The organism is Luteimonas sp. GW821-FHT14E02, from assembly GCF_058803905.1.
On record NZ_JBXAPK010000015.1, the window covers coordinates 1 to 9,983 of the forward strand.

9 protein-coding genes are annotated in these 9,983 nt (G+C 65.8%); 3 read left to right on the forward strand and 6 right to left on the reverse strand.

The annotated features are described in order from the left end of the window. Nucleotides 1-217, forward strand: a 217-nt coding sequence (locus AC1RNP_RS18460) for a hypothetical protein (protein WP_493052763.1), incomplete at its 5' end; no start/stop codon positions are given. A gap of 52 nt (nucleotides 218-269) precedes the next feature. Here AC1RNP_RS18460 and cysQ read toward each other — a convergent pair. Further along, nucleotides 270-1,082 (reverse strand): 3'(2'),5'-bisphosphate nucleotidase CysQ, encoded by an 813-nt coding sequence (cysQ, locus tag AC1RNP_RS18465; RefSeq protein WP_493052764.1) that lies wholly within the window; start codon nucleotides 1,080-1,082, stop codon nucleotides 270-272. Next, nucleotides 1,069-1,626: an ADP compounds hydrolase NudE gene (gene nudE / locus AC1RNP_RS18470; RefSeq protein WP_493052765.1), complete on the reverse strand. Its 558-nt coding sequence runs from the start codon at nucleotides 1,624-1,626 to the stop codon at nucleotides 1,069-1,071. Before nudE ends, cysQ begins: the two co-directional genes overlap by 14 nt. A 38-nt stretch (nucleotides 1,627-1,664) precedes the next feature. Here nudE and bioA point away from each other — a divergent pair, with 38 nt between their 5' ends. Both bioA and AC1RNP_RS18480 read left to right on the forward strand, forming a co-directional pair. Beyond that, the gene (gene bioA / locus AC1RNP_RS18475) at nucleotides 1,665-3,068 is read left to right on the forward strand and encodes an adenosylmethionine--8-amino-7-oxononanoate transaminase (RefSeq protein WP_493052766.1); all 1,404 of its coding nucleotides are present in this window, start codon (nucleotides 1,665-1,667) and stop codon (nucleotides 3,066-3,068) included. Beyond that, entirely contained in the window at nucleotides 3,059-3,808 is a 750-nt protein-coding gene (locus AC1RNP_RS18480; protein ID WP_493052767.1) for a 16S rRNA (uracil(1498)-N(3))-methyltransferase, read from the forward strand. Before bioA ends, AC1RNP_RS18480 begins: the two co-directional genes overlap by 10 nt. A gap of 27 nt (nucleotides 3,809-3,835) precedes the next feature. Here AC1RNP_RS18480 and AC1RNP_RS18485 read toward each other — a convergent pair whose 3' ends face one another. The 4 genes from AC1RNP_RS18485 to AC1RNP_RS18500 all read right to left on the reverse strand — a co-directional run. After that, nucleotides 3,836-4,981, reverse strand: a complete 1,146-nt coding sequence (locus AC1RNP_RS18485) for an acyltransferase family protein (RefSeq protein WP_493052768.1) — start codon at nucleotides 4,979-4,981, stop codon at nucleotides 3,836-3,838. 25 nt (nucleotides 4,982-5,006) lie between these two features. Beyond that, nucleotides 5,007-5,495 carry a chemotaxis protein CheW gene (locus AC1RNP_RS18490; RefSeq protein ID WP_493052769.1) on the reverse strand — a complete coding sequence of 163 codons (489 nt, stop codon included), beginning with the start codon at nucleotides 5,493-5,495 and terminating at the stop codon, nucleotides 5,007-5,009. 14 nt (nucleotides 5,496-5,509) lie between these two features. Continuing rightward, complete coding sequence (locus AC1RNP_RS18495; RefSeq protein ID WP_493052770.1) at nucleotides 5,510-7,357, reverse strand: chemotaxis protein CheB; 1,848 nt, start codon at nucleotides 7,355-7,357, stop codon at nucleotides 5,510-5,512. Nucleotides 7,358-7,436: 79 nt separating this feature from the next. Further along, nucleotides 7,437-9,983, reverse strand: a 2,547-nt coding sequence (locus tag AC1RNP_RS18500) for a response regulator (RefSeq protein ID WP_493052771.1), incomplete at its 5' end; no start/stop codon positions are given.

The following is a 9,983-nucleotide window of genomic DNA, read 5'->3' on the forward strand; positions in this document are numbered from 1 at the left end:
TTTCTTTGGTTCGTTTCTTTTGACGCTTATCAAAAGAAATGAACTCGGCCGCGTAGCGGACGAAACGCTTTTGATCTGCACAAGCAACAGCAAAAGCCAAATGGATCCCAGCTTTCGCTGGGACGACGATGAAGCAAATAGCTGGATGACCAGCCATTCGGCTGTTAAAAACCCGGCTTCCGCCGGAATGACGAGCCAAAACAACGTCCATGGATGACCAGCCATACGACTGCTGAAAACCCCACCTTCGCGGGAATGACGAATAAAACTCAACCCAGCCAATTACGCCATGGCAACGCAGAATCCCCCAACGCAACAAAATCCCCATTAAGCAATGTATCCCGCTGGTTGTACCGCAACCCCCGCCCCCGCGGATCAATCACGACACCACCGGCCGCTTCCAGAATCGCCTGCCCCGCCGCCGTATCCCACTCGCTCGTCGGCCCGAAGCGCGGATACACATCCATCCCGCCCTCGGCCAACCGGCAGAACTTGAGCGAAGACCCCTGCGCCACCGGCTCGACCTCACCGATCCGCGCCATGAACGCATCACTGCGCGGATCCCGATGCGATCGGCTCCCGGCCACGCGCAACGGCGCGACCGCCGGCCGCCGCGTCTGCAACCGAACGTCACCGGCTTCACCATCACGCCGAAACGCGCCCCGCCCACGCTCGCCATGCCACAACTGCCCGGTGACCGGCGCCTGGATCACACCAAACACAGGCTCGCCTTCCCGGATCAGCGCGATATTCACGGTGAATTCGCCATTGCGTTTGACGAACTCGCGCGTGCCATCGAGCGGATCGACCAGCCATAGCGTCGACCAGCTGCGGCGCACGACGGACGGCACATCCTCGGCCGATTCCTCCGACAACACCGGAATCTCCGGCGTCAGCCGCTCCAGCCCCTCGACGATGCAACGATGCGCGGCCAGATCGGCAGCGGTCAGTGGACTGTCGTCCGCCTTGCGCTCCACATCGAACGCGGTGTCGTAAACCCGCAGGATCGCCGCCGCGGCCTCGTGCGCGATCGCGATCACGCCTTCGCGCAGGGCATCGTCCAGGGTTTCACTCGTGGTCATGGTGCGCCAGATATTCGCGTGTGATGAACAGGGCCGCGATCGAGCGGCCTTCGGAAAAATCCTCGCGCAGGATCAATTCGTGCAGATCGGCGAGTTTCCAGGGCACCACTTCCAGTTCCTCCGGCTCGTCGCCGGGCAGGCGCTGCGGGTAGAGGTCGCGCGCCAGCACCAGATGGGTCTGGTGGTTCATGTAGACCGGCGAGAGGCTGATCGAACGCAGGACCCGCAGGGATCGCGCGCCGTAGCCCGCTTCTTCCATCAGCTCGCGATTGGCGGCCTGCTCCGGCGTCTCGCCGGCATCCATGCGGCCCTTGACCAGGCCCAGCTCGTAGCGATGCACGCCGGCGGCGTATTCGCGCACCAGCAATGCCGTTTCCGCGTCCAGCATCGGCACCACGACCACGGCGCCATGGCCCCGCCCCATCAAACGCTCGTAGCGGCGGCGCTCGCCGTTGCCGAACTCCAGGTCGAGGAATTCCATCTTGTACGGCCCGGCTTCCTGCTCGGTGATGGCATGGATGGTGGGCAGGCGGCGTTCACTCATGCGCGGCGCTCCGTGCCGGCAGAGGCGATAATCGGCATATGGAAAAGAGTCCTCACGATGCATCGATTCTAAACGACCCCGGCCACTGGCGGGCGCGCGACCTGGCCGTGCTGTGGCATCCCTGCACGCAAATGCGCGAGCACCCCGACACATTACCGCTGCTGCCGGTGGCGCGCGGCGACGGCGCCTGGCTGATCGGCCACGACGGCAGCCGCACGCTCGATGCGGTGAGCAGCTGGTGGACCAATCTGCACGGGCACGCCGAACCGCGCATCGCCGAAGCCATCGCCCGGCAGGCGCGCACGCTGGAACAGGTGATTCTCGCCGGCTGCTCGCACCCGCCGGCGGTGGAACTGGCCGAACGTCTGCTCGCCCTGGCGCCGCGCCAGGCCGGGCGCGCGCCGTTGTCCAAGGTGTTCTATGCCGACAACGGCTCGGCCGGCGTGGAAGTGGCGTTGAAGATGGCCTTCCACTGGTTCCGCAATCGCGGCGATGAACCGCGTCGAACAAAATTCGTGGCGCTGGAGAACGGCTATCACGGTGAAACGCTCGGCGCGTTGTCGGTGGGCGACATTCCCCTGTATCGCCGCGTCTACGCGCCGCTGCTGACGGAAGCGCTGTTCGCGCCTTCACCGGATGCCTATCTGGCGCGCAGCGGCCAGAACGCGGCCGCTTGCGCGGAGGACGCGGCGGATGCGTTGGCGCGTTTGCTCGACGAACACGCGGGGGAAATCTGCGCATTGATCCTGGAACCACGCGTGCAATGCGCCGGCGGCATGCGCATGCACGACCCGGTCTACCTCAAGCGCGCCCGCGAGCTGTGCGACGTGCATGGCATCTTCCTGATCGCCGACGAGATCGCCGTCGGCTTCGGCCGCACCGGCACGCTGTTCGCGAGCGAGCAATCCGGCGTCATGCCCGACCTGCTCTGCCTCTCGAAAGGGCTGACCGGCGGCTTCCTGCCGCTCGCCGCCGTGCTGGCGACGCAGACCCTCTACGACGGCTTCCTCGACGATTCCCGCGAACGCGCCTTCCTGCATTCGCACAGCTACACCGGCAATCCGCTGGCCTGCGCGGCGGCGCTGGCCTCACTCGACATCTTCGAATCCGACGACGTGCTCGCGCGCAACCAGCACACCGCGACAAGAATGGCGGCGCTCGCCGCGCCACTGACCCGGCTTCCGCACGTGGCGGATGTGCGCCAGGCCGGCATGATTGTCGCCTTCGAACTGACTCGTGACGGCAACAAGCGCACCCCGTTCGACCCGGCGCTGCGTATCGGATTGCGCGCCTACCGCGTCGCGCTCGAACGCGGCGTCCTGCTGCGGCCGCTTGGCGACATCCTGTACTGGATGCCGCCGTATTGCATCGACGATGCGCAGCTGGAACTGCTCGCGCAAACCACGCAGGATGCCATCCGGGAGACTGTCGCATGCGCGTGAACCGGGCTTACGTTGAAGGCTCGCTATCCGTCGGCATGCGGCTTGCGCTGCCGGAAGGCGCGGCGGCGCATCTGGTGCGCGTGCTGCGTTTCGGCGTCGGCGACACTTGCGTGTTGTTCAACGGCGAAGGCCGCGACTACGACGCGCGCCTCCTGTCCGCGGACAAGCGCGGCGCCGAAGTCGAGATCGTCGCCGTGCGCGATGTCACCAATGAATCGCCGCTGCGCATCGTGCTTGTGCAAGGCATCGCCCGCGGCGAGAAGATGGATTGGATCCTGCAAAAGGCAACCGAACTCGGCGTCGCCGCTTTCGTGCCGGTCAGCAGCGATCGCAGCGAGGTGAAACTCGACGCCGATCGCGCCGACAAGCGGCTCGCGCACTGGCGCAGCGTGGTGATCTCGGCCTGCGAACAGAGCTGGCGCGCGCGCGTGCCCGAGGTCGCGACGCCGCAAAGCCTGGCTGCCGCATTGTCGGCACTGCCGGCCGACGGCCCGCGCCTGATGCTCGATCCGGATGCGCGAGATTCGATCCGTTCATTGCGGGCATCCACCGATCTCCCCATCGTGATCGCGATCGGCCCGGAAGGCGGCTGGTCGCCGCGCGACCGCGCGTCCCTGGCCGAGGCCGGCTTCACCGGCCTGCGTCTGGGCCCGCGCATCCTGCGCACGGAAACCGCCGGCATCGCCGCCATCGCCGCGCTGCAATCGCATTTCGGGGATCTCTCCCCGTCCCTGCCCTGAGCGGTACCGATCACCGACGGAAGCGGCCTATTCCCGCGGGCGGGCCGCCACCACCTCATTGCACGCTTCGCCGGTGGGAACCGTTTGAACGACAGGCGGCTGGTGAACCTGCAACAGGTATTTCCTCCGGAATTTCAGGAACGGCAACTCCAGGAACCTGTAGCTGAGATAGCCGACCGGAAGCATCAGCGCATAGCAGAGGACCAGCCACGCGCAGGCGATGTAGAAATTCGAAATATCCATGATCCTCGTATGGATGAATGCCGCCATCCTGTACACGAAGAAGAAATGAAGCAGGTAGATGGAGTACGAATAGGCGCCATATCGGCCCAGCCATCCTGAAATCCCGTCGCTGCGCGGCTGATGGCTGCTGTCGTAGTAACTGATCAGAATCCCGTACGCCAGCCCTTCCACGGTCGGCAACACGATCCAGAGCGGGCTCGTGGACGGATAGGCGGGATTGAGCGTGAACCCGCCGATGCTGTCGAAATACCAGTAGAACCCGAGGAACAGAACAGCCACGACGCCCGCCAGCCAGTGCCTGCCGCGGAAACGATCCCGCAATGCGAAGGCCAGGATGCCCAGCATGAACTGGTCAATGCGTCCGATCAGGGTGAAATAGCTCAGCGTCTGGACCTCGCCGCGGGCGTCGTACAGAAACAGGCGCAGCAGGATCGCCAGCAACACGATCAGCGGCAGCCACCACGGCGAACGCCTGGACAGGGACAGGACGATCGGCAACAGCAGGTAGAAGTGCATCTCGATCACCACCGACCAGGCGCCGTTGGGCAGCGTCGGCTCGATCCATCCCCGCTTGATCATCGCCAGGTAGATGCCGAAATCGCGATCAGTGAAATACCGGTAGAGGGTGATGCCGCCCACCACCACGATCAGCAGCGGCGCAAGGCGGATGAAGCGATTCCAGAAGAAGGTGCCATAGCGGACGCGCTTGCCATCCAGCAGCTTGGCGAAGAGATAACCACTCAGCGTCATGAAGATGGCGACGCCGGTGTGCCCCTCGTCGAGCAAGGCCAGGGGAAACACCGCCGGCGTGTAGTCGTGCGGGACCGGCCCAATCGGGCCGTGCAGGAAGTGCCAGGCGAAGGCCACGAACATGGCCAGCGCACGCACATGATCTAGCGCGATGAAGTACTCGCCGGATGAAGACCGCATTCCACTTCCCTGTCATTCGGATAGATCAGACTCCGACGCGCGCCACACTCCCGGAATCCGTCGCGGCCCGAATCGCTTCCTCGACATGGCCGACATCCGGGATCAACGCTGCGTCATCGCCGAGATGCACGCGCATCCGCACGCCTGGAGGTAGCGGGAGATCGTTTCCGTCCTCCAGCAACGCCTGGCGCGTCACCGTCACCAGCCGGGGGAATCCCTGCGTCAGGAACGCGAAATGCGGCAGCCTTGCGTTGCCGCCGAGCGCCTTCAGCACGGCCACCTTGTTGGCCAGGCTTCCGCTCTCCTCCGCCAGGCCAGCGAAACGGGAGAACGACACCAGCGGCACCGACCAGCCACGCCAACGGATGCGGCCGAGCAGCCAGTCGGGCGCGCTGTCGATCGGTTCGGGCGTCGCATACGACAGCACTTCGGAAATGCTGGCGTTAGGCAGCAGCAGGCGCGCGCCCTCCACCTGGATCAGCACGCCGCGGATGTCCTGGCCTGAAGCGGTCATGTACGCAGTGCTCATCAGGAAGGCCAGCGCTCGATGAGACGGGCGGCGAGTTCGGCTGGTGTTCCGGCGACGGCACCACGCGCGATCAACGCGGCGGGCGCGGTGCTGTCGTAGCAGCCATCCGTGGTCTGCGCCGCGACCAGGCCACGCGCCTCGATGTGCGCCATCGCGCTGTCGATGCGTGTGGGATCACTGCCGCTGAGGAACAGATGGGCCGAGTCCTCGCCCGGCAGCGCGGCCAGAAATTCCGACGGCGCATCGGGAGCGCCATCGACGAACGACAGTTCCATTCCCTTCCGCTGCAGCGAGAGTCCCGGCGCCATGAAATACACGGTCCCCGGGCTCGCTGGCCGATCGGACGCGGCCAGCGCGACCGGCAGCTTCGCGACGCGCTCCATCTGCCTGACGAGGCGATCGTAGCGGCCGCCGTCCAATTGCAGTCGCACCAGGATCGGACGTGCGAACGTTTCCGGAAGCGCAGCCAGCAACTGACGCACGGCATCGGGCCCGCCGAGTCCGGCTTCCACCACCACCGCGCCGCGTGGCGGCCCGTTTCCGTAGCTATCGGTGTCGGCGAGTGACAGCCCTGAGATTCGTTCTTCCAGGACTTCAAGTTCATGCGCGGCATCGGCGGGAGCTTCTGCTTCGGCGACAGGCGGCGACTGTGCGGGCGCCTCGTCATCATCGACCAGCGCCCACTGGCTGCTGTCGATGACCTCCACCGTTTCGACCGGCGCTTGTTGCGGCGTGCCGGCAGTCGCCTGATCCCGCGCCACCTCCGGCTCACGCTGCGGCGCCGGTTCGGAGAACGATGCGAACAAGGCATCGACATCGACTAATGGCAATGGCGTGAAATCGGAGCGCGGCGTGACGGCTTCCAGTGCGTCGAACTCGATCACGGACTCCAATTCCTCGACGTTCGCCGCTTCCAGAATTGTCTTCGGCTCCGGCTCAGCTTCCGCCGACAACTCCACAATCTCTTCATCGACTTGCGGCTGCTCGACGGCCGCGGCCACGTCGATAATCTCGGCGCGATCGGCATCATCCTGCGCCAGTTCGATGGTATCGACCGTCTGCTCCTGATCTTCCGCGGCCACCATCGGTAGCTCGACCGGATCCGGAACTTCGATCGCCGCCGATTGATCCTCGACGACCACCGGCGATTCGAGCGGCGCCGACAGTTCGATCTCACCGACGATGACGGACTGATCCGAATCATCCTGCGTCGCCTGCTCCACAACTCCGGTCGCGTCCATCTGCTCTACCGCGACCGCCACCGGCGACTCGATCACTTCCTGAATTACGATCGCGCTGGTGATTTCGACAGGCGCCGCTTCTTCCGGCGGCGGCATTTCTGCTACGACCGTGTCGATCGTGCCGACAAAGGCAACCGCATCCTGCGACATGCGTTCCGGGAGTTGCGTTTCCTCTTCCTGCCTTCCGAGCGTCGGAGGCAACACTTCACCGTGACGACGCAGCTTGGCGCCAAGATGGCGTATCCAGCGCGCCGCATCCCAGCCCACGCGATGCGAGACGAGTTCGGCCTCTTCGAAAATCACGATCAGCGACGGATCCGCCAGCAGCTGGTACAAGCGATCCAGCTCATCGTAGGCCGCCGGCTCGAGCGCAACCAGCACTGCGCGCGGCTCCGCGGCCCTCACCTGCTCGGTATCGATCGAGGCCAGATCGGCGACCAGCGTCACCTGCGCGCCCGCATCAGCGAGTGCGGCGCCCAAGCGGTCGCGCGCCTCGCCCGCGGATGCGAGCAGCGCCACGCGGATCGGATCGGTGGCGCCCGCGCGGGCCATCGGCTCGTGCGCGTCCGGCCCGAGCGCGGACGGCGGCTGGAGCGGAGCGCTCACGATCGAGGCAATCTCGCCACGAATGGCATCGGCAGAGCCACCGGCATGCCCCCCGAACGCCCCTGCAGTATTCGGTTGCTCATTCATTGTCGTGCCGTTGCAGCTTGAGGAGTTCATAGACGTTGCGCACCAGCTCGTTCTCCTGGTACGGCTTGCCGAGATAACGTTCCACGCCGATCTCGAGCGCGCGCTGGCGATGCTTCTCACCGGTACGCGAGGTGATCATCACGATCGGCACATCGCGCAGGCGCGGCTCGTTCTTCATCTGGATCGCGAGTTCGTAACCGTCCATGCGCGGCATTTCGATGTCGAGCAGCATCAGGTCGGGCACGCGCTCGACCATGTGCTCCAATGCGTCGATGCCGTCGCGCGCCACCATGACCTCGAAGTTGTGGCGTTCGAGGATGCGGCCCGTGACCTTGCGCATCGTGACCGAGTCGTCCACCACCATCACCAGCGGCACACGCTGCGCGACCGCCGCCGGCTCGGCCGGTTTGGTGTCGCGCGGCTGCACGGCCTGGCGGCGCACCAGCGGCGCGATGTCGAGGATCACCACGACGCCGCCGTCGCCCATGATGGTGGCGCCGAAAATACCCGGAATCGAAGCGACCTGCGGACCGACCGGCTTCACCACGATCTCGCGGTTGCCCACGATCTGGTCGACCGCGATCGCCGCGCGCAATTCGCCCGAGCGGATCAGCAGCAGCGGCATCTGCAACTGGCCTTCGGCGCGCGCCGGTGGCTGCCCGATCAGCTGGCCGAGATCGTGGACGTGATAGTCCTCGTCGCCGTAGCGATAACTTGCGCTGGACTGTTCGAAGGCGTCGCGGGAGATGCGTCCGACACCACGCACCGAGGCGATCGGTACCGCGAAATTGGTCTCGCCGATCTTGACGAAGACCGCCTGCGTGACGGCGAGCGTCTGCGGCAGGCGCAGGGTGAAGCTCGTGCCTTCGCCATTCCGCGAAGCAATGTCGAGCGCGCCGCCGAGCTGGCGCACTTCGCTCGCCACCACGTCCATGCCGACACCGCGGCCGGCCAGATGGCTGACTTCGTCGGCCGTGGAGAAGCCCGATTCCAGAATCAGTACGTTGAGATCCCCATCGCTGAGCACGGCGTCGGCGCGGATCAGGCCGCGCTCCTCGCCGCGACGGCGGATCGCATCGCGATCGAGTCCACGGCCGTCGTCGCCGACTTCGAGCACCACTTCCGAGCCTTCGCGACGCATCGCAATGCGGACCGTGCCCTCTTCGGGCTTGCCCGCGTCGCGCCGACGCGCCGGCGTTTCCAGGCCGTGCGCGACCGCGTTGCGCAGCATGTGTTCGAGCGGCGCGGTCATGCGCTCCAGCACGTTGCGATCGAGTTCGCCCTGCGTGCCGTCGAGCTTGAGCTGGACATGCTTGCCGGTTTCCGACGCCGCCTGGCGCAGCACGCGGCGCAGCCGCGGCACGAGGGCGTCGAATGGCACCATGCGCGTGCGCATCAGGCCTTCTTGCAGCTCCGAGCTCACGCGCGACTGTTGCAGCAGTAGGGTTTCGTACTGACGGATCAGGTCGTCGAGCGTGCCCTGCAAGCTCGACATGTCGGCCGCCGACTCACTCAGCGCGCGCGACAGCTGCTGCAGCGTCGAGAAGCGGTCGAGTTCGAGCGGGTCGAAGGTGGCGTCGCTGACTTCATGCTCACGCTGGTAGCGGGCGATGATCTGCGCTTCGGTTTCGATATCGAGGCGGCGCAACTGATCGCGCAGACGCGTGTTGGTCTGCGCCATTTCGCCCATGGCGCCGCGGAACGCACCCAACTGCTGTTCGAGGCGGGCGCGATAGATCGCCACCTCGCCGGCGTAGTTGACCAGGCGATCCAGCAGATCGGCGCGGATGCGCACCTGCTCCTGCGGCGCGCGCGTGGTGACACCTTCGTCCTCGGCGGCATCGTCCCGGATCGGCGCCGAGAGTGGCTTGAGCGCGGTTTGCGGCTCCGGTGCAGCCGCTGTCGATTCCTCCGCGACATGACCGAGCGCGCGGGCATTGAATTCGTCGATCAGCGCGTGCTCCGCATCCACCGTGCGATGCGCGCCGATGCGGGTGATCATCGCGTGGAGCCGATCGAAACCGCGCTCCAGCAGCGGGACACCGCCCCTGCCGAGCTCGAGGTGTTGTTCCGCCACCGCCTCGAGCAGCGATTCCATCGCATGGCCCAGATCGCCCACGGCCATGATGCCGGCCATGCGCGCGCTGCCCTTGAGGGTGTGCAAGTCGCGCTGCAGGCCAATCACCGGTTCGCGCTCGCCAGGCGCCTCGCGCAACTGCGCGAGCAGGCCGTCGGCGTGATCGAGCAGATCGCCGGCTTCCTCGACGAAGAGATCGACGAGTTCGGCGTCGAGGTCGGTGAAGTCCAGCAGGTCGTCCTGATCCGAGGCGACGGATGCTTCGGGCTCCGGCGGTGCCTCCAGGACGATGTCCCCGGCGTCCTGGTCCTCGTCCTGCAGCGGTTCCGCTTCGGCGGCAACGAGAGAGGCCTGTGCGAGTTCGGCGCCAAGGCGTTCGGCTTCGAGGCGTTCGGCTTCGAGGCGTTCGGCTTCGAGGCGTTCGGCTTCGAGACGTCCGGCTTCGAGACGTCCGGCTTCGAG